The organism is Tepidimonas sp., assembly GCF_046292505.1.
GTDB lineage: Bacteria > Pseudomonadota > Gammaproteobacteria > Burkholderiales > Burkholderiaceae_C > Tepidimonas.
This window is the reverse complement of the sequence record NZ_JBKBQX010000002.1, coordinates 143305-167058: the sequence shown is the minus strand read 5'-3', so window position 1 is coordinate 167058 and position 23754 is coordinate 143305. Positions and strand designations below refer to the sequence as shown.

24 protein-coding genes and 1 riboswitch are annotated in these 23754 nt (G+C 68.9%); of the genes, 8 read left to right on the top strand and 16 right to left on the bottom strand.

All coding sequences use genetic code 11. The features are described from left to right. Window positions 1–6 precede the first annotated feature (6 nt). Complete coding sequence (locus ACK4TH_RS02295; protein WP_409622077.1) at window positions 7–342, top strand: DMT family transporter; 336 nt, start codon at window positions 7–9, stop codon at window positions 340–342. On the opposite strand, the gene ACK4TH_RS02290 is transcribed toward ACK4TH_RS02295, so the two are convergent. The 3 genes from ACK4TH_RS02290 to gshA are packed head-to-tail and all read right to left on the bottom strand — an operon-like array spanning window position 308 to window position 2944. Next, window positions 308–658, bottom strand: a complete 351-nt coding sequence (locus tag ACK4TH_RS02290) for a VanZ family protein (protein WP_409622074.1) — start codon at window positions 656–658, stop codon at window positions 308–310. The genes ACK4TH_RS02295 and ACK4TH_RS02290 overlap by 35 nt on opposite strands. Next, the gene (gene gshB / locus ACK4TH_RS02285; RefSeq protein WP_409622071.1) at window positions 655–1656 is read right to left on the bottom strand and encodes a glutathione synthase; all 1002 of its coding nucleotides are present in this window, start codon (window positions 1654–1656) and stop codon (window positions 655–657) included. Before gshB ends, ACK4TH_RS02290 begins: the two co-directional genes overlap by 4 nt. Then, window positions 1649–2944, bottom strand: a complete 1296-nt coding sequence (gshA, locus tag ACK4TH_RS02280) for a glutamate--cysteine ligase (protein WP_409622068.1) — start codon at window positions 2942–2944, stop codon at window positions 1649–1651. Before gshA ends, gshB begins: the two co-directional genes overlap by 8 nt. Before the next feature lie 129 nt (window positions 2945–3073). Here gshA and ACK4TH_RS02275 point away from each other — a divergent pair, with 129 nt between their 5' ends. Further along, window positions 3074–4267, top strand: coding sequence for an MFS transporter (locus tag ACK4TH_RS02275; protein ID WP_409622065.1), 1194 nt, complete (start codon window positions 3074–3076; stop codon window positions 4265–4267). A 108-nt stretch (window positions 4268–4375) separates the two neighbouring features. Here the strand turns inward: ACK4TH_RS02275 and ACK4TH_RS02270 are convergent, their stop codons facing one another. From ACK4TH_RS02270 to ACK4TH_RS02230, 9 genes are all read right to left on the bottom strand, one after another. Next, window positions 4376–5890, bottom strand: a complete 1515-nt coding sequence (locus tag ACK4TH_RS02270; RefSeq protein ID WP_409622062.1) for a tripartite tricarboxylate transporter permease — start codon at window positions 5888–5890, stop codon at window positions 4376–4378. Between the two features lies 1 nt (window position 5891). Further along, complete coding sequence (locus ACK4TH_RS02265) at window positions 5892–6335, bottom strand: tripartite tricarboxylate transporter TctB family protein (protein WP_409622059.1); 444 nt, start codon at window positions 6333–6335, stop codon at window positions 5892–5894. Between the two features lie 71 nt (window positions 6336–6406). Beyond that, on the bottom strand, window positions 6407–7396 hold the full coding sequence (locus tag ACK4TH_RS02260) for a Bug family tripartite tricarboxylate transporter substrate binding protein (RefSeq protein ID WP_409622057.1): 990 nt from the start codon (window positions 7394–7396) through the stop codon (window positions 6407–6409). Between the two features lie 64 nt (window positions 7397–7460). Then, window positions 7461–8903 (bottom strand): sensor histidine kinase N-terminal domain-containing protein, encoded by a 1443-nt coding sequence (locus ACK4TH_RS02255; protein ID WP_409622054.1) that lies wholly within the window; start codon window positions 8901–8903, stop codon window positions 7461–7463. Next, window positions 8900–9583 carry a response regulator gene (locus ACK4TH_RS02250; RefSeq protein ID WP_409622051.1) on the bottom strand — a complete coding sequence of 228 codons (684 nt, stop codon included), beginning with the start codon at window positions 9581–9583 and terminating at the stop codon, window positions 8900–8902. Before ACK4TH_RS02250 ends, ACK4TH_RS02255 begins: the two co-directional genes overlap by 4 nt. Window positions 9584–9627: 44 nt before the next feature. After that, window positions 9628–11133 carry a M20/M25/M40 family metallo-hydrolase gene (locus ACK4TH_RS02245; RefSeq protein WP_409622048.1) on the bottom strand — a complete coding sequence of 502 codons (1506 nt, stop codon included), beginning with the start codon at window positions 11131–11133 and terminating at the stop codon, window positions 9628–9630. A 49-nt stretch (window positions 11134–11182) separates the two neighbouring features. Next, the gene (locus ACK4TH_RS02240; protein ID WP_409622046.1) at window positions 11183–13336 is read right to left on the bottom strand and encodes a putative bifunctional diguanylate cyclase/phosphodiesterase; all 2154 of its coding nucleotides are present in this window, start codon (window positions 13334–13336) and stop codon (window positions 11183–11185) included. Continuing rightward, window positions 13333–14394: a methyl-accepting chemotaxis protein gene (locus ACK4TH_RS02235; RefSeq protein WP_409622043.1), complete on the bottom strand. Its 1062-nt coding sequence runs from the start codon at window positions 14392–14394 to the stop codon at window positions 13333–13335. Before ACK4TH_RS02235 ends, ACK4TH_RS02240 begins: the two co-directional genes overlap by 4 nt. Window positions 14395–14426: 32 nt before the next feature. Then, window positions 14427–14858 carry a chemotaxis protein CheW gene (locus ACK4TH_RS02230; protein WP_409622040.1) on the bottom strand — a complete coding sequence of 144 codons (432 nt, stop codon included), beginning with the start codon at window positions 14856–14858 and terminating at the stop codon, window positions 14427–14429. A gap of 272 nt (window positions 14859–15130) precedes the next feature. On the opposite strand from ACK4TH_RS02230, the gene ACK4TH_RS02225 reads away from it, so the two are divergent. After that, on the top strand, window positions 15131–15574 hold the full coding sequence (locus tag ACK4TH_RS02225) for a hypothetical protein (protein ID WP_409622037.1): 444 nt from the start codon (window positions 15131–15133) through the stop codon (window positions 15572–15574). Here the strand turns inward: ACK4TH_RS02225 and ACK4TH_RS02220 are convergent. Both ACK4TH_RS02220 and ACK4TH_RS02215 read right to left on the bottom strand, forming a co-directional pair. Then, window positions 15555–16100, bottom strand: coding sequence for an adenine phosphoribosyltransferase (locus tag ACK4TH_RS02220; RefSeq protein ID WP_068607041.1), 546 nt, complete (start codon window positions 16098–16100; stop codon window positions 15555–15557). The two genes, ACK4TH_RS02225 and ACK4TH_RS02220, sit on opposite strands and share 20 nt — an antisense overlap. A 10-nt stretch (window positions 16101–16110) precedes the next feature. Next, on the bottom strand, window positions 16111–18096 hold the full coding sequence (locus ACK4TH_RS02215) for a monovalent cation:proton antiporter-2 (CPA2) family protein (RefSeq protein ID WP_409622034.1): 1986 nt from the start codon (window positions 18094–18096) through the stop codon (window positions 16111–16113). A gap of 51 nt (window positions 18097–18147) precedes the next feature. Between ACK4TH_RS02215 and ACK4TH_RS02210 the strand changes: the two genes are divergently transcribed. From ACK4TH_RS02210 to lptC, 3 genes are read left to right on the top strand one after another with little or no spacing between them, the layout of a single operon-like run. Beyond that, window positions 18148–19155, top strand: coding sequence for an SIS domain-containing protein (locus ACK4TH_RS02210; protein WP_409622031.1), 1008 nt, complete (start codon window positions 18148–18150; stop codon window positions 19153–19155). After that, window positions 19155–19703 carry a KdsC family phosphatase gene (locus tag ACK4TH_RS02205; protein WP_409622028.1) on the top strand — a complete coding sequence of 183 codons (549 nt, stop codon included), beginning with the start codon at window positions 19155–19157 and terminating at the stop codon, window positions 19701–19703. Before ACK4TH_RS02210 ends, ACK4TH_RS02205 begins: the two co-directional genes overlap by 1 nt. After that, window positions 19700–20362, top strand: a complete 663-nt coding sequence (gene lptC / locus ACK4TH_RS02200; protein ID WP_409622025.1) for an LPS export ABC transporter periplasmic protein LptC — start codon at window positions 19700–19702, stop codon at window positions 20360–20362. Before ACK4TH_RS02205 ends, lptC begins: the two co-directional genes overlap by 4 nt. On the opposite strand, the gene ACK4TH_RS02195 is transcribed toward lptC, so the two are convergent. Together ACK4TH_RS02195 and ACK4TH_RS02190 are read right to left on the bottom strand one after the other, a co-directional pair. Further along, the gene (locus ACK4TH_RS02195; RefSeq protein WP_334154371.1) at window positions 20356–20733 is read right to left on the bottom strand and encodes an RNA-binding protein; all 378 of its coding nucleotides are present in this window, start codon (window positions 20731–20733) and stop codon (window positions 20356–20358) included. The two genes, lptC and ACK4TH_RS02195, sit on opposite strands and share 7 nt — an antisense overlap. A 230-nt stretch (window positions 20734–20963) precedes the next feature. Beyond that, the gene (locus ACK4TH_RS02190) at window positions 20964–21782 is read right to left on the bottom strand and encodes a formate/nitrite transporter family protein (RefSeq protein WP_409622021.1); all 819 of its coding nucleotides are present in this window, start codon (window positions 21780–21782) and stop codon (window positions 20964–20966) included. A 41-nt stretch (window positions 21783–21823) separates the two neighbouring features. Further along, window positions 21824–21901: riboswitch (SAM riboswitch) on the top strand. Window positions 21902–21949: 48 nt separating this feature from the next. Between ACK4TH_RS02190 and ACK4TH_RS02185 the strand changes: the two genes are divergently transcribed. Further along, the gene (locus tag ACK4TH_RS02185; protein ID WP_409622018.1) at window positions 21950–23155 is read left to right on the top strand and encodes a homoserine O-acetyltransferase; all 1206 of its coding nucleotides are present in this window, start codon (window positions 21950–21952) and stop codon (window positions 23153–23155) included. Beyond that, the gene (metW, locus tag ACK4TH_RS02180; protein WP_409622015.1) at window positions 23152–23736 is read left to right on the top strand and encodes a methionine biosynthesis protein MetW; all 585 of its coding nucleotides are present in this window, start codon (window positions 23152–23154) and stop codon (window positions 23734–23736) included. Before ACK4TH_RS02185 ends, metW begins: the two co-directional genes overlap by 4 nt. Window positions 23737–23754: the final 18 nt, after the last annotated feature.

The following is a 23754-nucleotide window of genomic DNA, read 5'->3' as shown; positions in this document are numbered from 1 at the left end:
GAATCCATGAACCCCTGGCTGCTGCTGGCCCTGGCGATCGTCGCGGAAGTCGTCGGCACGACGGCGCTGAAGGCCAGCGACGGCTTCACGCGCCCGCTGCCATCGCTGGTGGTGGTGGCCGGCTACGGGTTGTCGTTCTACTGCCTGTCGCTGGTGCTGCGCCACATTCCGGTGGGCGTCACCTACGCGGTGTGGTCGGGGCTGGGCATCGTGCTGATCACGCTGGCGGCGTGGTGGCTGTACGGCCAGCGCATCGATGCCGTCGGCCTGTTCGGCATGGCGTTGATCATCGCCGGGGTGCTGGTGCTCAACCTGTGGTCGCGCGCCGGCGGCGGGCACTGAGCACGGCCAGAGCCGCCGCCACGCCCACCGCGTCGGCCAGCCAGTCGAGCGGGTCGCCCTGGCGCCAGCCGCTGGCGTGCTGGGCCAGCTCGATGACGGCGCCGTGGGCGAGCAGCGCGGCCGCCAGCGCCGGCCACGGCGCACGCGGCCAGCCCAGGCGCGCCAGCAGCGCCAGGCCGGCGTAGGCCAGCGCATGCTGCGCCTTGTCCCAGACGTCGAAGGCAACGTCGGGCAGGTGCCGCGGCGGCAGCAGCGACAGCAGCGTCACCCCGCCCAGCACCACCAGGAACGCCAGCCGCCACGGCTGCGCGCTCACGCCCCGTCCTCCGCCCCGGCACCGGCCAGCGCCGCCTGCAGCGCATCGACGAAGCGCGCCGCGACGTCGTAGCCGGTCTGCTGCATGATCTCCTGAAAGCAGGTCGGGCTGGTGACGTTGACCTCGGTCAGGTGCTCGCCGATGATGTCCAGCCCCACCAGCAGCAGCCCGCGCGCGGCCAGCCGCGGGCCCAGCGCGCGCGCGATGGCCCGGTCGGCGTCCGTCAGCGGCTGCGCGACGCCCCGCCCGCCCGCGGCCAGGTTGCCGCGCACCTCGCCGCCCTGCGGGATGCGCGCCAGCGCGTACGGCACCGGCTCGCCACCGATCACCAGCACGCGCTTGTCACCCTGCGCGATGGCGGGCAGGTAGCGCTGCACCATGATCGTCGTGTGGCCGTGTTGCGTCAACGTCTCGACCACGGCGCCGAGGTTGAGCCCGTCCGGGCCGACGCGAAAGATCCCACGCCCGCCCATGCCGTCCAGGGGCTTGAGGATGATGTCGCGGTGCTCGGCGTGGAAGGCGCGGATCGCCTCGGCCGAGCGCGTCACCAGCGTCGGTGGCGCCCAATCGGCGAACTCCATCAGCGCGAGCTTCTCCGGGTGGTCCCGCAGCGCCGCCGGGCGGTTGAAGACGCGCGCGCCTTCGCGCTCGGCCTGCTGCAGCAGGTGCGTGGCGTAGAAATACTCGGCGTCGAACGGGGGATCCTTGCGCATCAGCACGGCATCGAAGGCGTGCAACGGCTCGCGGCCTTGCCGGCAGACACGGAACCAGTCGTCGGCCGCCCCGGTCAGCTCCACTTCGCGCACCAGCGCCGTCACCGGCTCGCCGCTGCGCCACTGCAGGTGCTGCGGCTCGCAGGCGCACAGCGCCACGCCACGGCGCGCCAGCTCGCGCATCATCGCGAAGGTGCTGTCCTTGTAGGTGGCGAAGGTGTGCAGCGGGTCGGCCACCACCAGCACGCGGCCCAGGCCACCCGGTGCGGTGGGTGTGTCAGACATCGGGCTCGGCCTCGGGGTCGGTGGCTTCCAGTTCGTAGGCGGCGGCCAGCATGGCCAGCCGGGCCACCACGCCGTACATGTAGAAGCGGTTGGGCACACTCGCCCCCGGTCGGGTGCCGGGCTGCGGTTGCAGGGCGCTTTTCTCGAAGGCCAGCGGCACGAAGCTCGCCCCAGGGGCGTTGAGGTTTTCATCGACGCCGCGCTCGGCGTGCACGCGGTAAAAGCCCCCCACCACATAGCGGTCCATCATGTAGACCACCGGCTCGGCCACGGCCTCGTTGATGCGCTCATGCGTCATCACGCCTTCCTGGATGATGACGTCGCTGACCTGCTGGCCGTCCTTGATGACGTTCATCTTGTTCTTGGTGCGGCGGTTGAGGTTGGCCAACTCGGCCGCGTCGCGCACCATCATGACGCCCATGCCGTAGGTGCCGTTGTCGGCCTTGACGACGACGAACGGGCGCTCCTGGATGCCGTACTCCTTGTACTTGCGGCGAATTTTGGCCAGCAGCGCATCGACGTTGCCTTGCAGGCACTCGAAGCCGGTCCCCTCGGCAAAATTGATCTGGCCGCAGTGGGCGAACATGGGGTTGATCAGCCAGGGGTCCATGCCCAGCAGTTTGCCAAAGCGCTTGGCCACCTCCTCGTAGGCGCGGAAGTGGTTGCTCTTGCGCCGCACATGCCAGCCGGCGTGCAGCGGGGGCAGCAGGTATTGCTCGTGCAGGTCTTCCAGGATGCCGGGCACGCCCGCGGAGAGGTCATTGTTGAGCAGGATGGTGCACGGATCGAAATGCTTGAGGCCAAGGCGGCGCCCTTCGCGAATCAGGGGCTCGAGCGTGACCTGCTCGCCGTTGGGCAAATCGATGGTGGTGGGGGCCTGGATCTCGGGGTTGAGCGAGCCCAACCGCACATTGAGCCCGGCCGAGTAAAAGATGCGCTGCAACTGCGCCACGTTCATCAGGTAGAACAGGTTGCGCGTGTGGTTCTCGGGGACGAGCAGCAGGTTTTTGGCCTCGGGGCAGATCTTTTCGATCGCAGCCATGGCGGCCTGTACCGCGAGCGGCACCATCTCGGGCGTGAGGTTGTTCCACCCGCCGGGGAACAGGTTGGTGTCCACCGGCGCGAGCTTGAAGCCGGCGTTGCGGATGTCCACCGAGGTATAGAACGGCGGCGTGTGCTCCATCCACTCCAAGCGGAACCAGCGCTCGATGACCGGGGTGGATTCGAGGATGCGCTGCTCCAGCTCGTTGATGGGGCCGGTCAGCGCGGTGACGAGGTGGGGAACCATAGTTGGCCCTCTGACGGAATGAGGAAAGAAGCCGTCCGACGGGGCGGCGTCAGCGGGGGAATGCACCGATTGTAGGAAGTCGCGCGCGCCCCCCACAACCCGGGCGGGTATCGGTTATAACCAATGCCCATGAACCGCAATTTGTGGCTGTTGGCCATCGCCCAAGGCCTGTTCCTGACCAACAACGTCGTCTTCATCGCGATCAACGGGCTGGTGGGCCTGCGCCTGGCGCCGGTCGGCTGGATGGCCACGCTGCCGGTGATGGGCTACGTGGTGGGCGGCGCGCTGTCCACCGGGCTGGTGGCGCGTTCGCAGGCGCGCTGGGGGCGGCAGGTGGCGTTCCAGCTCGGCCTCGCGGTGGCGTTCGTCTCCGCCCTGCTGGCGGCGCTGGCGCTGTGGCTCGGCAACTTCGCGCTGCTGGTAACGGCCACGGTGGTGGCCGGCTACTACAGCGCCAATGGGCAGCTCTACCGCTTCGCCGCCGGGGAGCTGGCCGCGCCGTCGCAGCGCGAAAAGGCCGTCTCGCTGGTGCTGGCCGGCGGGCTGATCGGCGCCATCGTCGGGCCGAATCTGGCCAACCACACGCGCGACGTGCTCGGCACGCCGTTCCTCGGTGCCTACCTGGCACTGGCCGTGGTGGCGTTGCTGGGCATGGCGGTGATGGCCGGCATCCGCTTTCCGGCCGAGCCGCCGCGCCCCGCCGGCCAGACCGCGGGCGGGCGCAGCGTGCCCGAGCTGCTGCGCGAGCCGCGCTTTGCGGTGGCGGCGCTGGGCGCGGCGCTGGGCTACGGCGTGATGAACCTGCTGATGGCGGCCACCCCGCTGGCGATGCAGACCTGCGGCCTGCCGTTTTCGGACGCGGCGCTGGTGCTGGAGTGGCACGTGATCGGCATGTTCGCGCCGGGCTTCGTCACCGGGCACTTGATCCAGCGCTTCGGCGTGCTGCGCATCATGGGCGTGGGCGTGCTGCTCAACGCCGCCTGCATCGCCATCGCGCTGTCGGGGCAGGACCTGCACCAGTTCCTGGTGGCGCTGTTCCTGCTCGGCGTCGGCTGGAACTTCCTGTTCACCGGCAGCACGACGCTGGCGATGCAGGCCTACCGTCCGCAGGAGAAGGACCGCGCCCAGGCGGCGATCAACTTCGGCGTCTTTGCGACGATGGCGCTGACGTCGTTCGCCTCCGGCGCGCTGGTGACGACGCAGGGCTGGTGGTGGCTCAACCTCGGCTCCACGGTGCCGGTGGCGCTGATGGGCCTGGCGCTGCTGGCGCTGGCGTGGCGGCAGCGCAACCGTGGCGCGGCAGCGCCGGTTTCACCGCGATAGCCTGTTGGAAAACTCCCTCCAGGCCATGCCCGCCGCCGGCTTGGCTGGCCAAGGCCAAGGTAACCGCGGTATCGGCGTAAGCCTGCAGGAGTCAGTCCGCCTCTGGTGTCAAGCTCGGCCCACTTGGCGTGCGCGGCGCTGCCGCAGAACGGGTGGCACCACCAGCACAGCAACCGCCAAGATCCACAGACACACCGTCACCGGGCTGGACCACAGGATGTGCGGCTCGCCATTGGTAATCGACAGCGCGCGGCGCAGGTTCTGCTCCATCAAGTTGCCCAGCACCACACCCAGCACCATGGGTGCCATGGGCATGCCCATCTTGCGCAGGAAGTAGCCGATCACACCGATACCCACCATGAGCAGCAGGTCGAAGGTGCTGGAACTGAGCGCGTACACCCCGATGAAGCTGACCGCCAGAATGCCTGGAACCAGCAACCAGCCAGGAATCGCCAACATCGACGCGAAGACCCGCACCATGGGTACGTTCATCACGAAGAGCATCACGTTGGCGATGAGGAGCGAGGCGATCAGGCCCCACACGAGGGCGGGCTGGGCGTCGAAGAGTACCGGGCCGGGTGTGATGTTGTAAAGCGTCAGTGCCCCCATCATCACCGCCGTGGTGCCCGAGCCGGGTACCCCCAGTGTAAGCATGGGAATGAAAGAACCGGTGGCCGCGCTGTTGTTCGCCGCCTCGGGCGCGGCCAGTCCGCGCAGGTCGCCCTTGCCGAACTTCGCGTCGGGGTCCTTGCCTTCGTGTAAGCGCTTCTCGTTGGCATACGCCACAGCCGAGGCCACGCTGGCACCAGCGCCGGGCAGCACGCCGATGCCGAATCCCATCAGGGAGGAACGGATGATCGTCCACCAGGTGAAGCGCAGTTCTTTGAAGTTGAAGAGCTTGCGCGCGCTCGGCGGCACCTCGATCTTCTGGCCGGTCAGCAGGTTCTCCAGCATCTGCAGCATCTCGGCGATGGCAAACAAGCCGATCACCACCACGACGAAGTCAATACCGTCGGCGAGTTCGGGCAGGTCGAAGGTGTAGCGGTAGACGCCCGAGTTGGAATCCACACCCACGCTGGCAATCGCCAGGCCGATCGCGGCAGCCAGCACCCCTTTGACAGGTTTTTCGCCCAGGAGGCTGCTCAAGGCGCAAAAGGCGAAGATCATCAGCACGAAATACTCCGCTGGGCCGAAGGCCAGCGCCCATTTCGCCACCAGCGGTGCGAAGGCGGCAATGCCCATAATGGCCACGCTGGAACCAACAAATGAAGCCCAAGCCGACAGCGACAATGCGACGCTGGCCAGGCCCTGACGGGCCAACGGATATCCGTCCAACGTGGTCATGACGGCAGCAGCCTCACCAGGCACGTTGATCAGGATAGAGGTTATGCGCCCACCGTATTCCGCGCCCACATAAACCGCGGCAAGCAAAATGAGGGCAGTCTCGGGCGGCAGGTTCATCGCGAATGCGATGGGCACGAGCATAGCCACGCCGTTGATGGGCCCGAGGCCTGGCAACACACCGACGATGGTGCCCAGGAAAGCGCCGATGGCGGCCACCAGCAGGTTGACCGGCGAAAAGGCCACGCTGAAGCCGAGGCCAAGGTGTTGAAAGACATCCATGTCAGCCTCCAAAGGCGAGAAGACCCATGGGCAGGACGACATCGAAGACTTTGTCAAACAGCAGGTAGAGCCCCACGCCCAAGCCAAGTCCCCCCAGGAGGCAGTCGCGCCAGCGCCCGCCGAACAGTCGCCCGACGAAGCTCGCCATCAAGGCCGTGGCCACGATGAAGCCCAGACTGGCGAAGATAAGGGCGTACGCAGCGACCAGGACCACCATCCAAGCGATGCGCACGTTGGCGCCCGGAGGGTTCGGCTCGGCCTGTTCACACCCGCGAACCATCAGCCACAGCCCGCACAGCGTGATCACCCCGGCCAGCAGCAGCGGAAAGGCGCGCGGGCCCACAGGTTCATACGAGAATGGGGCTTCCAGGCCCCAGCCCTGCCACGCGAGCAAGGCGGCAAACAGCAGGGCGAAGACGCCCAGCACACGGTCATTGAGGGTCATGAAAGGCTCCCGAGACGACAGGGGACGCGCGCCGATCCCGCGCGGGCGGGCTCGGCGTCAGGTGGGGCGGTTTACTTGACCAAGCCGAAGGCGGCGACCAGTTCACCGTAGGCTTTGGTGCGCTCCTTCACGAAGCGGTCGAGCTCGGCCCCCACCAAGTTGAAGGGAAAAAGACCGCGCTGCTGCTGGAGTGCGGCAAAGCCCGGTGCCGACATGGCTTTGCCGAAGGCACTCACCCACCACTGGTAGTCGGCCTCTGACACCTTCGGCCCGACGTAGAAGCCGCGGATGATGGGCCAGTCGATCTCGAAGCCCTGCTCGATGGCCGTGGGAACGCTTGACAGACGTCCGGGCAGGCGCGTCTTGCTATATACCGCGAGCACGCGCACAGGGGCCCCGCTTTCGAGGGCTTGGGCGGCCTCCGAGGCATCGCCCATCTGGACCTGGATGTGTCCGCCGCGCAAGGCGGTGAGCACTTCGCCACCGCCTTCGAAGGCCACGTAGCGCATGCGCTTGTAGTCCACGCCCGCAGCCTTGGCCGTGAGGGCGGCCTTCATCCAGTCCTGGCTGCCCACGGAGCCGCCCCCGCCCAACACGATCTTGGTGGGATCTTCCTTGAGGGCGGCCATCAGACCCTTGAGGTCTTTGTAGGGCGAGTCTTCGCGCACCATCGCCACGCCGTAGTCGGCACCTACGGCGGCCAGCCAGCGCACATCGTCCACGCTGTATTTGCCGAACTTGCCCTGGGCCAGGTTCAGCAGCGAGCCGCCCGAGAAAGCCACGATGGTGCCAGCTTCACCTGGGCGCTGGGTAATGATGTTGTTGTAGGCCACGGCGCCCACGCCACCAGGCATGTAGGAGATGCGCATTGGGGTCTTGAGCGCGCCGCTGTCAGCGAGGGCCGTCTGAGCCAGCCGACAGGTCAGGTCGAAACCGCCACCTGGCTGGGCCGGGGCCACGCATTCGGGGCGGGCGGGTTCTGCCTGCGCTGCAGCACCCAACATCCAAGTGGCGGTGGCCATCCATACGGCCAACAACCTTCGAAAACCCAAAACTGGCATGGTCGTCTCCTTCGGGTGTTGAAAAGACAGCGTCCACCGACCAGACTGGTGGACCATTTGGAGACTACGAAGCGGAGGCTTTCGATCGGCTTTCAATCGGTGCCGCCGAACCTAGGGAAAACACCAACTCGGCACGCAAACCCGGCAGCGGCCCAAGGGGCATCAAGCGCAGCTCGGCCGCGTGAATCTGCGCAATGGTGTGCACGATGGCCAACCCCAAACCTGCGCCAGACTGCCGCTTGCCGGCGTGCCCACGCCGAAAACGCACCCCTGCATGCGCGATGTCATCAGGGGTCATGCCCGGCCCTTGATCTTCGACCTGCAAACACGCCAGCCTGCCATCGCTCGTCACACGCACCGTCACCCCGCGCCCCGCAGGGGTGTAGCGGATGGCATTGTCCAAAAGGTTGAGCAGCGCCTCGCGCAACAACCACTCCGCGCCGAGAATCTGCACTGGATCGGCAGGCAGCTCCACTCCTAGATCCAGCCGCTTGAGCCGCGCCTGCGGCAGCACCTGACGCGCTACTGCTGCGGCCAGTTCCGCCAAATCGACCGGCTCCCGCACCAGGCCGCTTTCGGCCAGGGAAGCCTCCCGGGCCCGCGCCAACGCCAGCATCTGGTTGGCCATGCGCACCGTGCGATCCAAACCATCGTGCATGGCCAGCAAGGCACGCCGAACTTCATCGGGCTCCGACTCGCGCAAGGCAAAATCGATCTGCGTGCGCAGCACACTCAGCGACGTGCGCAATTGGTGCGATGCATCATCGAGAAATTGGCGCTGTGCTCTGGCCATGTCGGCATAGCGCGTCATGTGCCGATTGACGGCCGCGACCAGAGGTCGAACTTCGGAGGGCAGCCCGCCATCATCGATGGGACTGAGGTCATCGGTCTCCCGCGCCTCCAATTCCTGGCGCAACCGTGTCAGCGGTCGCAGCGTCATCACCACGCCGCTGACCAGCAGCACCACGCTCAAGGCGATGCCCAGCACATCGCGTTCGATGGAACGCCGCAACACCTGCTGCAGAAACACCTCTCGCGGGCCCAGGCTCTCGGCCACTTGGACGATGATGCGCCCCGAGGGATTGCTGGGCAGCGGCGGCTGGGCGGGGCGCGCCAGAGCCGCCACGCGTACCGGCGTGTCTTCATGCATCGCGTAGTAAAAGCGGGGCTGTCCCGTCACCAGGGGTTGCCGCGGCAATGGCAGAAAGGGGCTGCCGATCTCGGCCAAACCGTCCTCGGTGGAGATACGGAAATACACACGTGCGTTGGTGGTCAGCTCGAAAAACTCCAGCAGCATGAAAGGCTGCTCCACCGCCAATCCACCGCTGGCGGTAGAGACGTTCAAATCGATGGCCCGTAAAGCGCCTGCCAGCGCACGGTCATAAGCGGCATCGACCTGGTCGCGCAACAGCTGATTGGAAAACCACAGCGTAGCGCCCATGCTGAGCACCAGCCCCGGCAGCAACCACCACAGCAGGGCTGATTTGAGACTGCGCACAGCCCTCATGGCCCGTCCAGATCAGACGCCTCCAGACAGTAACCCAAGCCACGCAGGGTCGCGATCTGCACGCCCGAGCCAGCCAATTTGCGGCGCAAACGATGCACATAGACCTCGATGGCCTCGAGATTGACGTCCGCATCACCCGCAAAGACGCGATCCAGGATTTGTTGCTTACTCAACGGCTCGCCGCTGCGCTGAATCAAGGCGCGCAACACCGCATGCTCGCGCGGCGACAGCGCCAGCGGCTCGCCGCGGACCGTGAAGCGCTGGCTGGCGGTGTCGAACTGCAACGGCCCACAGGCCAGACGCGGGTGCCCTTTGCCGCGCGCACGGCGCACCAGGGCCAGCAGGCGGGCCTGCAGCTCCTCGATCATGAAAGGCTTGGGCAAGAAGTCATCCGCGCCTTCGTGCAGGGTATCCACGCGCTCGGCGAGTGAATCGCGTGCAGTGAGCACCAACACCGGCGTACGATCGTCACGCTGGCGCATGCGCGCAATGACGCCATGGCCATCGAGGCCGGGCAAGCCCAAGTCGAGCACCACGGCATCGAAATCTTCCGTGGCTAAGCGGCGGTCGGCCAAAACCCCATCGTCGGCCCAATCGACCACGATGCCCGCATGACGACTTAGGGTCTTGGTCAGCCAACGCGCCAGTTCGGGTTCGTCTTCCACCAGTAGTATACGCATCGTTCGACCAACCTGCGCGCCGGCGCAATCCTGGTGTGCAAGCGTCAGGGCATCCGCGCGATGACCTCCGCCACTGCCGCGGTCAGGCGGCGGGCGTAGGGCACGTGCAGGAACTCGTTCGGGCCGTGGGCGTTGCTCTGCGGCCCGAGCACGCCGCAGACCATCATCTGCGCGCGCGGGAAGCCCTCGCTCAGCATGTTCATCAGCGGGATCGTGCCGCCCTGGCCGAGCGTGGCGCACGGCGCGCCGAAGTGCGCCTGGCTGGCGGCCTGCAGCGCCTGCTCGAACCACGGGGCGCTCGCCGGCGCGTTCCAGCCGTTGGCTGCGCCCTCCGGCTCGAAGGTCACGCGCGCTTGGTACGGCGCGTTGTCCTCCAGCAGTGCCTTGAGGCGTTGCACGGCCTGGGCCGCGTCCACCAGCGGCGGCAGGCGCAGGCTGAGCTTGAACGCGGTGTAGGGGCGCAGCACGTTGCCGGCGTCGCGCAGCGGCGGCAGCCCCTCCGCGCCGGTCACCGACAGCGTCGGGCGCCAGGTACGGTTCAGCAGCGCTTCCACCGGGTCGGTCGTGACCGGCAAGGCGAACGCCGTGCTGCCGCCGCAGTCGTGGTGCGCCCACGGGAAGCGCCGCCACACCGCCTCGCCCAGGATCGCCGCGGTGGCGCGTGCCTGCTCGATGCGCTCGGCCGGAATCTCGCAATGGAAAACATCCGGCAACAGGCGGCCGGTGGCGCTGTCCTCCAGCCGCTCCAGCACGTGGCGCAGGATGCGGAACGACGACGGCACCACGCCCGAGGCGTCGCCGGAGTGCACGCCTTCGGTCAGGATGTCCACGCGCAGCACGCCGCTGACCATGCCGCGCAGGCTGGTTGTCAGCCACAGCTGGTCGTAGTTGCCGGCGCCGCTGTCCAGGCACACCACCAGCCCGACGTCGCCCAGCCGAGCGCGCAGCGCCTCCAGCGTGGCCGGCAGGTCGGGCGAGCCGCTTTCCTCCCCGGTTTCGATCAGGCCCACGATGCGCGGGTGGGCGCGGCCGGCAGCCTGCAGCGCCTCGATGGCAGCCAGCGCGGCATAGACCGCGTAGCCGTCGTCGGCGCCGCCGCGTCCGTAGAGACGGTCGTCGATCAGGCGCGGGGTCCACGGCCCCAGGCCCGGGCGCCAGCCGGCGAACTCCGGCTGCTTGTCCAGGTGACCGTAGAGCAGCACGGTCTGGCCGCTGGCGGGCGCCGGCGTGCCGTCGGCGCCGGCGCGCGCGGCCACCTCGATCAGCAGCACCGGCGTGCGGGGCGTGCCGTCCGGGCGGCGCAGCCGAATGATCTCCTGCGTCAGCCCCTGCACCGGCTGGCGCGCCACCCAGTCGGCGGCGTCGCGCACCACCGCCTCCAGATGACCGTGCGCGGCCCAGTCGGGGTCGAACATCGGCGACTTGGCCGGAATTTCGATGTAGCGTTGCAACGCCGGCAGGATGTCGCGCTGCCAGCGCGCGTCCACGCAGGCGCGGGTGGCGGGCGCATCGAGCACGGGCTGGGTGGGGTCGGGCAGGCGGGCGTTCATGGGCGCAGGGTCGGGGAACGGAGTATGGGGCGCGGGACAAGCCCGCGGATCAGGCGGATGGCGGCGCTCCAGCCGCGGATGGGGCGTCGGCGGGCTCCAGCGGCGCGGGCCGCCCGAAATGGTAGCCCTGGAACAGCCGGCAGCCCATCGCGCGCAGCACTTCGAACTGCTCGGCCGTCTCCACCCCTTCGGCCACCACCTCCATCTCCAGGCTCTGCGCCAGCTGCAGGATGGTGCGGGCAATGGCTGCGTCGTTGGGGTCGGTCAGCAGGTCGCGCACGAAGCTGCGGTCGATCTTGAGCTGCGTCAGCGGCAGGCGCTTGAGGTAGCTCAGCGACGAGTAGCCGGTGCCGAAGTCGTCCAGCGCGAACTGGATGCCGAGTGCCGCCAGCGCCTCCATCTTGGCGATGGTGTCCTCCACGTCGTGCAGCAGCAGGCTTTCGGTCAGCTCCAGCTTCAGCCGCCGCGGGTCGGCGCCAGCGGCGTGTAGGGCGTGCCGCACACTGGCCACCAAGTCGGGCTGGCGCAACTGGCGCGCGCTCAGGTTGACCGCCAGCGTCCAGCCGGCGCGCACCGGGTCGGCGGCCCAGCGCGCCAGCACGCGGCAGGCCTGGCGCAGCACCCACTGGCCGATCGGCAGGATCAGCCCGGTCTGCTCGGCCACGGGGATGAACTCCGCCGGCGGCACCATGCCGCGCACCGGATGGCGCCAGCGCAGCAGCGCCTCGTGCCCGCACACCTGCTCGCGCACGTCGACGATCGGCTGACCGAACAGCGTCAGCTCGCCATCGCGCAAGCCGTAGCGCAGCTCGCGCTGCAGCGTGGCGCGCTGCACGACGCGCGCCTGCATCGCCGGGTCGAAGAAGCGCACCGCGTTGCGCCCGGCGGCCTTGGAGTGGTACATCGCCAGGTCGGCGCGGCCCAGGATCTCCTCCACCGTGTCGCTCTGGCCGCGAAACAGCGTGATGCCGATGCTGGGCGTGGCCTGCAGATCGTGCCCGTCGATGACGGCCGGGCGCTCCAGCGCCTGGCGCAGCTTTTCGGCCACATGCTGCGCGCGCCAGGCGGCCTGCTCCTCGTCCTCGCGCAAATCCTCCAGCAGCACGACGAACTCGTCACCGCCCAGCCGTCCGACCGTGTCCTCGGCGCGCACCGCCTCGCGCAGGCGCTGCGCCATCTCGCGCAGCAGCGCATCACCGGCGGCGTGGCCGTAGGCGTCGTTGATGTCCTTGAAATTGTCCAGGTCGATGAAGCACAGCGCCGCCCACTGGCCGCTGCGCGCGCTGCTGGCCTGCGCCTGCACCACCCGATCCTGGAACGAGCGCCGGTTGCACAGGCCGGTGAGGCCATCGTAGTAGGCCAGGCGCTCGATGGTGGCCTCGGCCTCCTTGCGCGCGGTGACGTCGCGGCCGATGCCGCGGTAGCCGACGAAGGCACCCTGCGCGTCGAACACCGGCTCGCCACTCAGGGCAAACCAGTAGCTGCGTCCGTCCGGCAGCACGCGCTGCACCTCGAAGCGGCGAAACGGCTCGCGCCGCTCGACCGCATCGAGCAGGGCGCGCCAACCCTCAGGCCGCGGGCGGTTGGACGCCGGCACGTCCCAAGGCCGCCGCCCAAGGAACAGCGGCGCGAGGTCGTGCTCGCGCACCACGCGCCCTTCCAGCCGCGTGTAGCGGCCCTCGGTGTCCCACTCCCAGTACCAGTCGGCCGACAGCTCGGTCAGGCTGCGGAAGCGCGCCTCGCTGTCGCGCAGCGCCGCCAGCGCCTGCGCGTGCCGCGAGACATCGGTGTAGACGCGCGCCCAGCCGCCGCCGGGCAGCGCGATGGTGGAGCCCTGCAGCGTGCGGCCGCTGGCGGTGGTGTAGGTGTAGACGTGCGGCCGGCCGCTCGTCTGCGTGGCGCGCAGGTGGTGCCAGACGCGCTGCAGCAGATGCTCCGGATCGCCCTTCAGGTCCCCTCGCGCGGCCTGCCAGCGCACCACCTCGTCGATCAGCGGCGCGCGCGCCATCAAGTCCTCGGGCAGTTCCAGCAGCGTCAGCGCGCTGGGGTTGTAGCCGATGACCCGTCCCTCGCCATCCAGCACCACCAGCGCGTGCTGCAGATGGTCGAGCAGCTCCGCCACCGACAGCCGGCCGGCGCGCGCGGCCTCGTCGGCGGCAGCGCTGGCCATCCCCGGCAGGGTGGCGGTGAAGTCCTCGGTCATCGCGCGCCGTCAGCCGCCGTCAGAAGGTTTCCCAGTCGCCGTCGTCGGCGGGCTTGGGCGCGGGGGCGGGTGATGGCGCAGGCCGCGCCGAGGGGGCGGGCGATGCCTTGGCTGCCGGGGCGGCAAGGGTCGAACCTGCCGGCTTGGGCAGACTCGGCTCGCGGCGCGCAGTCGGCGGCAATGGTTTCGGGGCAGCAGCCGGCTTGCGGGCCGGCGCGCGCGGCCTCCACCGCAGCGTTGAGCGCCAGGATGTTGGTCTGGAAGGCAATGCCGTCGATGACGCCGATGATGTCGGCAATCTTGCGGCTGGCGGACTGGATGCCGTCCATGGTGGCCACCACCTGGCCGACAGCCTCGCCACCGCGCTCGGCCACCTCGGCGTTGCGTCGCGCCAGGTCGATGGCGGCCTGCGCCGCCTCGCTGCTGGCGGACACGTGGCGGGTCAGCTCATCGATGCTGGTGGCGGTCTGGCGCAGGTGCTCGGCGGTCTGCTCGGTGCGCTGGGCCAAGTCCTGGCTGCCACTGGCCACCGATTCGGCGGTGGCCCGCATGCGCTCGGCGGTGGCGTGCACTTCGCCCACGGTGCGCACGAGCGACGCCTGCATGTCCGCCAGGCTGCGCATGAGCTCGGCCAGCTCGTCGTGGCCGCGCGTGTCGGCACGGGTGGTCAGGTCACCACGCGCAATGGCCGCCGCCAGCGCCTGCGCCTCGTGTACCGGGTGCACGATGCTGCGCATGTTCATCCAAGTGGTCGGCGCGACGATCGCCATCGCCACCACCAGCGCGGCCGCCAACGCCCACAAGGCCTGGGCGCGAATCTGCTCGCCGTGCTCGGTCAGTTCGATCATCTGCTGGGCGAAGGCTTCGTTGCCACCGTTGCCGCCATTGCCAGCCGCCACCCAGGCCAGCGTCAGGGCCTCGTGTTGGGCGATCTGCATGTGGTGCACGGCCCACACCCCCACCCCGGCCAGCGCCAGCATCAAGGCCAGCACCACGGCGATCGCGCCCAACATGCGCACACGCACGTTGTAGGCGCGCATCCAGTCGCTTGTGCTCATGCCCGCTCCTCTCAATCGGCATGCGTAGGCCGTCAAACATCCATCAGCCCCATGTCGGGGCTGCCCATCAGGGCTTCGATGTCCATCAGAATCAACATGCGTTCGCCGACGCTGGCAATGCCCGTGATGAACGCGGTGTCCACGGTGGACGACGCCATCTCGGGCGCGGAGCGGATCTGGTCGCGCGGCAGCTCCAGCACGTCCGACACCGAGTCGACCACCGCACCGACCACCCGCCCTTTGACATTGAGCACGATGACCACGGTCAGGCCGTTGTACTCGACCTTCTCGCACCCGAGTTTGATGCGTAGATCCACCACCGGGACGATCACACCGCGCAGGTTGACGACCCCCAGGATGTGCGAGGGTGCGTTGGCGATGCGAGTGGGGTTTTCATAGGAGCGGATCTCCTGCACGCGCAGGATGTCGATACCGTACTCCTCCGCCCCGAGCCGGAAAGTCAATTACTCGGCGCTCGTGCGGCCGTGGGTGGCATCGGAGTGGGCGGCGATCGAGGTGGCAACAGCGGTCATGGTGACTCCTCTCGGGCAGGGGGCCGGACGAACAGGCGCACCGACGACGGTGCGGCGCAAAACCAATGGTGACAGAGTACAGAGTATCGGCCAAAACGCCCGCGCGGAAAGCGCAAAACAGGCCATAAAGCCGGAAAACGCGACGCAGACGCGCCAAAAGTGGCCAAAATGTCAGCCGTTGCCCGCCGTTGCCCGCCCCCGCCATGCCACCGTCGCCCCCTGGACCAAACCGCTCGCCCGCCCCCGCCGGCTGGCTGGCGCGGTGGCGGCGCTGGTGGGGCTTGGCGCCGCGCGAGGCGTCGGCTCACGACGCCTCGCGGCCCAGCCCGCGTCGCCGCCAGCGCGAACGGGTGGCACTGCTGGTGCGCGAGATCATGATTCGCCACGGGGTGCTGTCCAGCCGCTACCGCGCGCGCGTGCTGTCGCTGGACCGCGAGGGCCAGCAGCACCTGGTGCTGATCGACTGGTTGCCCCTCCGGGGGGGCCTGGCGGCCGGACCGGTGCCCGAGGCCGCGCGGCTGGAAGCGGAAGTTCAGACCGAGGCGCGGCAAACTCTGGGGCTGGAGGTACGCGCCGTGTACTGGCGCGGCAACCCCGTGCCGGATGGCCGCCCGCTCCATGGCCAGATCAATGCCCCTCGAAGCTGACCAGCGTAAACAGGGGCAAGCCGGCCTCTTGCAGGCGCTGCAGGCCGCCAAGCTCGGGCAGGGCCACGATGGCCGCGCCCTCGGTCACCGTGGCGCCCAGCTTTTCCAGCAGTTTTTTGCCGGCCATCATGGTGCCGCCGGTGGCGATCAGGTCGTCGATCAGCAGCACGCGGTCGCCCGGCTTGACGGCGTCGGTGTGCAGCTCGACGGTGGCGCTGCCGTACTCCAGCTCGTAGGTCTCTTCCACCGTCGTGAACGGCAGCTTGCCCTTCTTGCGGATGGGCACGAAGCCGATCCCCAGCTCATAGGCGACCACCGAGCCGATGATGAAGCCGCGCGCATCCAGCCCCGCCACCACGTCGGGCCGCTTGTCGCGGTCCATGTAGCGGTGGATGAAGGTGTCGATCAGCACCCGAAACACCTTGGGGTCCTGCAGCAGCGGCGTGATGTCGCGAAACTGCACGCCGGGCGCTGGCCAGTCGGGCACGGTGCGGATGTGGGCTTTGAGGTAGGCGGCGGTGTCCATAGGGGCGCGATTATCCGGCCAGCAGCTTGCTCTCGGCCAGCGCCAGCGCTTCGGGGGCGCCGTAGAGCACCACGGCGTCGCCGCCGTGCAGTCGCAGATCGTCGCCGGGGTCCTCGTGCCGGCCGCCGGCGCGGCGCACGCCCACCACCCGCACGCCGATCGCGTGCAGGGCCAGCTCGCCCAGGGTACGTCCGACGGTCGGCCCCGCGGGGGGCAACACCACCGTGGTCAGGCGCTCTTGGTGGAGATCGTCGATGGTGTCGTCGTCGGCCCCGTGGAAGTAGCCGCGCAGCAATTGGTAGCGCGCCTCGCGTTGCTGCTGGACCAGCCGCACCACGCGGCGCAGCGGCACGCCGACCAGTGCCAGCGCATGACTGGCCAGCATCAGACTGGCTTCCAGCGCTTCGGGCACGACCTCGGTGGCACCGGCGGACTGCAGGCGCGCCAGATCGGCATCGTCCACGGTGCGCACCACCACCGGCACCGCAGGCGCGTGTTCGCGCACATGGTGCAGCACCTTCAGCGCGCTGGGGGTATCCAGGTAGGTGACGACCACGGCACTCGCCCGCGCCAGCCCGGCGGCCATCAGGGACTGCAGGCGCGCCGCGTCGCCAAACACGACGGAATGTCCCGCCGCCGCTGCCTGCCGCACCCGGTCGGGGTCCAGGTCCAGCGCCATGTAGGGCATGCGCTCGCCCTCCAGCAGGCGGGCCAGGTTTTGCCCGCAGCGGCCATAGCCGCAAATGATGACGTGCTTGTCGGCCGCGATGGCTTTGCGCGCGATCTGCGTCATCTGCACCGATTGCATGAGCCAGTCGCTGCCGACCAGCCGCGCCACGATGGCGTTGCTGTGCTGGATGATGAAGGGCGTCAGCAGCATCGAGATGACCATGGACGCCAGCGTCGGGTTGAACAGCGCCGGGGGCACCAGGCCGTTCTGGTTGGCCAGTTGCAGCAGCACCAGGCCAAACTCGCCCGCCTGCATCAGATACAGCCCCACGCGCAACGAGGTCCCCATCGGCGCACCGAACGCCCGGGCCAGCACGGTGATCAACGCCACCTTGAAGGTCAGCGACAGGGTCAGCAGCAGCAACACCAACGGCCAGCGCTCGAGCACCAGGCGCCAGTCCAGCATCATGCCGATGGTGATGAAAAACAGCCCCAGCAACACATCGTGGAAAGGGCGGATGTCCGACTCCACCTGGTGCTTGTACTCGGTCTCGGCGATCAGCATGCCGGCCACGAACGCCCCGAGCGCCAGCGACAGCCCCGCATGCTCGGTCAACCAGGCCAACCCCAGCGTGACGAGCAGCAGGTTGAGCATGAACAGCTCCTGGCTCTTGCGCCGCGCGACCAGCGTCAGCCACCAGCGCATCACCCGCTGGCCGCCGGTGAGCAGCACGGTCAGGAGCACCGCCGCTTTGGCCAGCGCCAGCAGCAGCGCGCCGGCCAGGTTTTCGCTGGAGGCGCCCAGCGCCGGGATCAGCACCAGCAGCGGCACCACCGCCAGATCCTGGAACAGCAGGATGCCGACCACGCGCTGGCCGTGTTCGGACTCCAGCTCCAGCCGGTCGGCCATCAGCTTGACGACGATGGCGGTGCTGCTCATGGCCATGACGCCCCCCATGGCCAGCGCCATCTGCCACTCCAGCTTCCACCACTGTGGCAGCCACCATCCCAGCGCCAGCGACGCCAGGGTGGTCAGCAACACCGTCGCCACCACCTGAGCCGTTCCGAGTCCAAACACATCGCGCTTCATCGCGCGCAGCTTGGGCAGGCTGAATTCCAGCCCGATGGCGAACATCAGGAACACCACGCCAAATTCGGCCAGATAACGCAGGCCGGCGGAGTTTTGCGCCAACGCCAGCGCGTGCGGACCGATCAGCACACCGACCGCCAAGTAGCCAATCATCGCCGGCAGCCGCAGGGTGCGGCAGACCACGACACCCAGCACGGCAGCCAGCAGATACAGCAGCGCGATGTCCAACGAGTTCATCCCACCGATCTTACGGCGGCGCGGGCGGTGGCCTTGCCGGATAATTCCCGCATGACGCCGTCCCCCACCGCCCATCCCGCGCCCGATGCCGATGCGCTGCTGGCCCTTGCGCGCGAGGCGCTGGAGACCGAAATCCAGGGCTTGCAGGCGATGGCCGATCGGCTGGACGCCCAATTTGCGCGAGCGGTGCACACGGTGCTGGCCTGCCGCGGGCGGGTGGTCGTCACCGGCATGGGCAAAAGCGGGCACGTCGGCCGCAAAATCGCGGCCACGCTGGCATCCACCGGCACCCCCGCCCTGTTCATGCATCCGGCCGAGGCCAGCCATGGCGACCTGGGCATGATCACGCCGGCCGACGTGGTGCTGGCCATCAGCAACTCCGGCGAGAGCGAGGAGCTGACCGCCATCCTGCCACTGATCAAGCGCATGGGCGTGCCGCTGCTGGCCATGACGGGGCGGGCGGACTCCAGCCTGGGGCGGCATGCCGATGTGGTACTGGACACGGGGGTGGCGCGCGAGGCGTGCCCCCACAATCTGGCCCCGACCGCCAGCACCACGGCGCAAATGGCCATGGGCGACGCGCTGGCGGTGGCGTTGCTCAGCGCACGCGGCTTTCAGCCGGACGACTTCGCCCGCTCGCACCCCGGCGGCGCGCTCGGCCGGCGCCTGCTGACACTGGTGCGCGACGTGATGCGCCCGCTGGCGGCGACGCCGCAGGTGGCCCCCACCGCCACGCTGATCGACACCATGCGCGCCATGAGCGCGGGCGGGCTGGGCGCAGCGGCAGTGGTGGATGAAGCGGGTGCGGCCATCGGCATTTTCACCGACGGGGATTTGCGCCGGCTGATCGAGCGGCGCGAGAGCGCCGACCTGCGCCACCTGACGGTCGGCGAGGTCATGCACCCGCAGCCGCGCACCGTGCGGCCCCAGATGCTGGCCGTCGAGGCGGCCGAACTCATGGAAACGCACCGCATCACCAGCGTGCTCGTGGTCGATGACGGCGGGCGGCTGGTGGGTGCCCTCAACCACCACGACCTGATGCGCGCCAAGGTGATCTGATGCCCCCGCCGGTGCTGGACTTTCCTCCCGAAACGCTGCTGCGAGCGCAGGACGTTCGCATCGCCTTCTTCGACGTCGATGGCGTGCTCACCGACGGCGGGCTCTACTATGGACCCGATGGCGAGGCGCTCAAGCGCTTTTCCAGCCTGGATGGCCATGGCCTGAAATTGCTGCGCCGCGCCGGCATCGAGCCGGCCGTCGTCACCGGGCGCGACTCGGCCGCCCTGCGCAACCGTCTGCGGGCGCTGGGCGTGGAGCATGTGCGCTACGGCACGGAAGACAAGCGCCCGGCTGCCGAGGCCATTTTGCAGGCTCTGGGTCTGGAGTGGTCGCAGGCCGCCGCCATGGGCGACGACTGGCCCGATCTGCCCGTGCTGCGCCGCTGCGCGCTGGCCGTGGCCCCGCCATCCGCACACGCCGAGGTGCGGGCCTGTGTGCACCACATCACCCAGGCCGCGGCCGGGTACGGCGCGGCGCGGGAGTTTTGCGACCTGCTTCTGGTGGCGTCGGGCCGCTACGCCAGCCTGCTGACCGAGGCGTCGGCGTGAACCCGATCCCCGCCGTCCCGCCGCCGCCCACGGCCCCGCGCTGGCACGGGCTGTGGGACCGGCTGTCGCTGTACCTGCCGGTGCTGTTGATGGGGACACTGGCCCTGGTGACCTACGGCATCGTTCAGCGCATTCCGGGGCCCACAGCGGCACCCGATGCACCACTGGCGGAAGGTCAGCCCGACTACCGCCTGGAAGGCTTCGTCCTGCGCCGCTACGAGGCCGATGGGCGCCTGGGTTCGGTGCTGACTGGCGCGGTGCTCGAGCATTTTCCGGCCAGTGCCCTGCTGCGGGTCCAGGACGCCACGCTGGAGCGCATCGATCATGCGGGCCAGATGCGGCTGCTGGCCCGCGCCCGCGAGCTGCGCACCGACGACGCGCGCACCACCTACCACCTGCGCGGCGACGTGCGTCTGGTGCGCGAAGCTTGGCCGGAGGGCGAACGCAAAAATGCCACGCCGCGCCTGACCTTGGAGGGTCAGGCCCTGACGTGGCATGATGACCAGCGGCTGCTTGAATCGGATCAGCCGGTGCGGATGACCCGCGGTGCGGACACGCTCACGGGTGACCGCCTGCGGTACGACGAGCGCAATGGCATCGCCGACCTGCAGGGTCAGGTGCGCGCCACGCTGATGGCGCGCACCCCGCGGAATCAGTAACCGCCGCGGTCGTCGCGCCGACGGCCGGTGCCGTAGGGGCTGCGGAACTGACCCTCGCCGCCGCCAAAGCCACCGCCGTCACGGCGACCGCCGCCAAACCCGCCACTGCGCGGGGGACGCGGCTCCATCGGGCGCGCCTCGTTGACGACCAGGTTGCGACCGCCCATGGACTGGCCGTTCATGCCGGAGATGGCGGCCTGCGCCTCGGCATCACTGCCCATCTCGACGAAACCGAAACCCTTGGAGCGACCGGTATCACGCTCCATCATGACCTTGGCGCTGGACACTTGGCCAAACGCGCTGAATGCCTGCTCGAGATCGCCGTCGCGCACCGAATACGGAAGATTGCCGACGTACAACTTGTTGCCCATCTGAGGGACTCCTGAAAACACACGAAACAAAGGGTAGCGATGGAGCCCCGACGGCACACAAGAGAACTGCAGCACGCGAAACCGACCGATCACCAAGACGCAAGCGTCGCGGACACTTGCAGCACCCATTATGCGCGCTCGCCGCGATCTGCGCCCGTCTTTTCGACGATCGGCCCGATAAAGCGCGTCAGCGATGCGTCAGAACAACACCCAGATCGACTTTTTCGGGATCAGCGGGGCTGTCCGCGACGGTAAATCACATGGTAGGTCAGCCCCACCAGCACGCTGCCGCCCAGCAGGTTGCCGGCGATGACCGGCAGCAGGTTGCCCAGCATCCCGCCCCAGGTGACGGACGGCGCCACCGGCGCGGCCTCGGCCGCCTGCACCAGCATGGCCAGCGGAAAGAAGAACATGTTGGCGATGCTGTGCTCGAAGCCGGCAGCCACGAAGGTGGCCACCGGCGGCACGATCGCCACCGCCTTGTCGACCACGCTGCGGCCGGCCATCGCCATCCACACCGCCAGGCACACCAGCACATTGCACAGCACGCCGCGGAAGAACGCCTCGTGCCAGGGCAGCGCCTGTTTGGCCAGCGTCAGCTTCACCACCACCTGCCCCAGTGCACCGCCGTTCAAACCGGTCTGTCCGCTCAGGAAGATCAACACCGCCAGCCCCGCCGCGCCGACGAAGTTGGCCAGGCACACCCAGCCCCAGTTGCGCAGCACCTCGCGCGTGCCAATCTGGCCGTCGGCCCAGGCCATGGCCAGCAGGTTGTTGCCGGTGAAGAGCTCGGCGCCGGCCACCACCACCAGCAGCAGGCCGAGCGCGAACACCCCGCCGCCCAGCCACTGGCCCGCCGCCCAGCCGAGCGAGGCGTCGGCGCGCACGATCAGGAAGGCAAGCGAGCCCAGCCCGATGAAGGCGCCGGCCAGCACCCCCAGCATCAGCAGCGGCACGGTGGCCAGCCGCGCCTTGGCCACGCCCACGGTCTCGATGCGCTGGGCGACCTCGCGCGGGGCGTAGGCGTCGGAGCCGTACAGTTCGGACATCGGGACCTCCAGTGATCTCGGTTGGGATCGGATACCTTTATACTGTGGCCAGCGCCGATTTGGGTCCGCGCTTGCGGGCGCTTAAAAAATACCGCTAAAGAGGAGAGGCTGGCCACCGCGCCGGCCTCACTGATGCGTGGTCACGGCGCGACCACAGGATCGATACCGTGATCGTCACACCCCAACGTCATGCCTTCGATACACCCCTGACCTTGCGCGGGGGGGGTGTGCTGCCCGCCTTCGAGCTGGTTTACGAGACCTACGGCCAGCTCAACGCCGCGCGCGACAACGCGGTGCTGATCTGCCACGCGCTCAACGCCAGCCACCACGTCGCTGGCCAGTACGCCGACGCGCAGGGCCAGCCCATCCCCAGGAGCGAGGGCTGGTGGCACAACATGATCGGCCCCGGCAAGCCGGTGGACACGCGCCGCTTCTTCGTCATCGGCATCAACAACGTCGGCTCGTGCTTCGGCTCCACCGGGCCGACGCATGTCAACCCCGCCACCGGCCAGCCGTGGGGCGCGGACTTTCCGGTGGTGACGGTGGAGGACTGGGTCGAGGCGCAGGCGCGGCTGCTGGATGCGCTCGGCATCGAGCGGCTGGCCGCGGTGATGGGCGGCAGCCTCGGCGGCATGCAGGCGCTGAGCTGGACGCTGCAGTTCCCCGAGCGCGTGCGCCACGCCATCGTCATCGCCAGCGCCCCCAACCTGACGGCGGAAAACATCGCCTTCAACGAGGTGGCGCGCCGCGCCATCGTCAGCGACCCGGACTTTCACGGCGGGCACTACCTGCGCCACGGCACCAAGCCGCGGCGCGGGCTGCGCATCGCGCGCATGATCGGCCACATCACCTACTTGAGCGACGACGTGATGAACAGCAAGTTCGGCCGCCGCCTGCGCCCGCTGGCCGAGGCGCTGCGCGCCGGCGACGCCGAGGCCGCCGAGCGGCTGGCGTACCGCTACACGACGCAGGACATCGAGTTCGAGATCGAGAGCTACCTGCGCCACCAGGGCGACAAGTTCAGCGAATACTTCGACGCCAACACCTACCTGCTGATCACGCGCGCGCTGGACTACTTCGACCCGGCACGCGAGTTCGACGGCGACCTGTCGGCGGCGCTGGCGCGCGCGCAGGCCGACTTCCTCGTCGTCTCGTTCAGCACCGACTGGCGCTTTGCGCCGGCGCGCAGCCGCGAGATCGTCAAGGCGCTGCTGGACAACCGCCGCGCCGTCAGCTACGCCGAGATCGACGCGCCGCACGGGCACGACGCCTTCCTGCTCGACGACGCGCGCTACCACGCCGCCGTGCGCGCCTACTTCGAGCACCGCGTCGGCGCCGGCCTGCAGCCGTCCACCGCCGGAGGTGCCGCATGAGCGACCGCCAGATCCAGCAACTCATCGCGGGCCTGGTGCCGCACGGCGCGCGCGTGCTCGACCTGGGCTGCGGCGACGGCGCGCTGCTGGCGCACCTGCGCGAGGCGCGCGGCTGCCACGGCTACGGCATCGAGCTGGACGACGCCCAGGTGCTGGCGTGCTTGAAGCGCGGGCTGGACGTGCTGCAGTTCAACCTGGAAGAAGGGCTGTCGATGTTCGCCGACGACAGCTTCGACGTCGTGCTGCAGATCGACACGCTGCAACACCTGCGCAACGCCGAGACGATGCTGCGCGAGACCACGCGCGTGGGCCGCAGCGCCATCGTGGCCTTCCCCAACTTCGCGCACTGGCCCAACCGCCTGCGCGTGCTGGCCGGGCGCATGCCGGTGACCAAGCGGCTGCCGTACCAGTGGTACGACACGCCCAACATCCGCGTCGGCACGTTCGCGGACTTCGAGGTGCTGGCGCAGCGCCTGGGCCTGCACATCGAAGATGCGTTTGGGCTGGAGAACGGGCGCGAGGTCCGCTCCCTGCCCAATCTGCTGGCCAGCACCGCGGTGTTCAAGCTGACCCAACGCTGAGGCCGCGGCCCGGCACGG

Excerpts from the sequence above, each read along its gene's own strand:
- ACK4TH_RS02295 (WP_409622077.1), top strand. The coding sequence starts at position 7 with ATGAACCCCTGGCTGCTGCTGGCCCTGGCGATCGTCGCGGAAGTCGTC.
- gshB (WP_409622071.1), bottom strand. The coding sequence starts at position 1,656 with ATGTCTGACACACCCACCGCACCGGGTGGCCTGGGCCGCGTGCTGGTG.
- gshA (WP_409622068.1), bottom strand. The coding sequence starts at position 2,944 with ATGGTTCCCCACCTCGTCACCGCGCTGACCGGCCCCATCAACGAGCTG.
- ACK4TH_RS02275 (WP_409622065.1), top strand. The coding sequence starts at position 3,074 with ATGAACCGCAATTTGTGGCTGTTGGCCATCGCCCAAGGCCTGTTCCTG.
- ACK4TH_RS02270 (WP_409622062.1), bottom strand. The coding sequence starts at position 5,890 with ATGGATGTCTTTCAACACCTTGGCCTCGGCTTCAGCGTGGCCTTTTCG.
- ACK4TH_RS02265 (WP_409622059.1), bottom strand. The coding sequence starts at position 6,335 with ATGACCCTCAATGACCGTGTGCTGGGCGTCTTCGCCCTGCTGTTTGCC.
- ACK4TH_RS02260 (WP_409622057.1), bottom strand. The coding sequence starts at position 7,396 with ATGCCAGTTTTGGGTTTTCGAAGGTTGTTGGCCGTATGGATGGCCACC.
- ACK4TH_RS02255 (WP_409622054.1), bottom strand. The coding sequence starts at position 8,903 with ATGAGGGCTGTGCGCAGTCTCAAATCAGCCCTGCTGTGGTGGTTGCTG.
- ACK4TH_RS02250 (WP_409622051.1), bottom strand. The coding sequence starts at position 9,583 with ATGCGTATACTACTGGTGGAAGACGAACCCGAACTGGCGCGTTGGCTG.
- ACK4TH_RS02245 (WP_409622048.1), bottom strand. The coding sequence starts at position 11,133 with ATGAACGCCCGCCTGCCCGACCCCACCCAGCCCGTGCTCGATGCGCCC.
- ACK4TH_RS02240 (WP_409622046.1), bottom strand. The coding sequence starts at position 13,336 with ATGACCGAGGACTTCACCGCCACCCTGCCGGGGATGGCCAGCGCTGCC.
- ACK4TH_RS02235 (WP_409622043.1), bottom strand. The coding sequence starts at position 14,394 with ATGAGCACAAGCGACTGGATGCGCGCCTACAACGTGCGTGTGCGCATG.
- ACK4TH_RS02225 (WP_409622037.1), top strand. The coding sequence starts at position 15,131 with ATGCCACCGTCGCCCCCTGGACCAAACCGCTCGCCCGCCCCCGCCGGC.
- ACK4TH_RS02220 (WP_068607041.1), bottom strand. The coding sequence starts at position 16,100 with ATGGACACCGCCGCCTACCTCAAAGCCCACATCCGCACCGTGCCCGAC.
- ACK4TH_RS02215 (WP_409622034.1), bottom strand. The coding sequence starts at position 18,096 with ATGAACTCGTTGGACATCGCGCTGCTGTATCTGCTGGCTGCCGTGCTG.
- ACK4TH_RS02210 (WP_409622031.1), top strand. The coding sequence starts at position 18,148 with ATGACGCCGTCCCCCACCGCCCATCCCGCGCCCGATGCCGATGCGCTG.
- ACK4TH_RS02205 (WP_409622028.1), top strand. The coding sequence starts at position 19,155 with ATGCCCCCGCCGGTGCTGGACTTTCCTCCCGAAACGCTGCTGCGAGCG.
- ACK4TH_RS02195 (WP_334154371.1), bottom strand. The coding sequence starts at position 20,733 with ATGGGCAACAAGTTGTACGTCGGCAATCTTCCGTATTCGGTGCGCGAC.
- ACK4TH_RS02190 (WP_409622021.1), bottom strand. The coding sequence starts at position 21,782 with ATGTCCGAACTGTACGGCTCCGACGCCTACGCCCCGCGCGAGGTCGCC.
- metW (WP_409622015.1), top strand. The coding sequence starts at position 23,152 with ATGAGCGACCGCCAGATCCAGCAACTCATCGCGGGCCTGGTGCCGCAC.